Genomic DNA, 549 nt, shown 5'->3' with positions numbered 1-549 from the left:
CCGATAAGCTTGGTCAGCGGCGCATTGAACACGGAATAAGCGTATATCTGCCCGATGGCAAGATGCACGGCCAAAGCAGCGGGCGGTACCAGCCAACGATTAAAGCCGGGTTTGGCAATGATCGCCTCACGGTCTAAAAATTTCATAAAATCCTCTTGTCTATATGTGTCAAACGCTGATTCCATATCATGCGGAATCGAAAAATTGTTGACAATATTTTAGCATAATCTCTCGTTTATCCTTTTTTCTGCTCCATGATAATTTTGCGCATCAAACAGAAAAAACATTCATCTAAACCATTTCATCACGCCCATATCGACAAAAAGGCCGTCTGAAAATTCTTCAGACGGCCTTTTCATTCATATCGTTTTATGCGGCAAAGCGTTTGGCAACTTCATCCCAGTTAACGATTTCCCAGAAACCTTTCAGGTAGTTAGGACGGCTGTTGCGGTAGTCGATATAGTAGGCGTGTTCCCATACGTCGCAAGTCAACAGCGGAGTGTTTTCAGTAGTCAGCGGAGTACCTGCATTGGAAGTAGAAACCAGATC

General features: G+C 44.3%; 1 protein-coding gene. It reads right to left on the bottom strand.

Annotated elements, in window-relative coordinates; genetic code table 11:
- Nucleotides 1-369 precede the first annotated feature (369 nt).
- Nucleotides 370-549: superoxide dismutase (locus tag ACTHUR_RS17250; protein WP_440399935.1), on the bottom strand; the 180-nt coding region annotated here is incomplete at its 5' end.

Source organism: Neisseria sp. P0021.S007, from assembly GCF_051956855.1.
The sequence above is the reverse complement of the archived record's forward strand: the minus strand, read 5'-3'. Positions and strand labels throughout refer to the sequence as shown.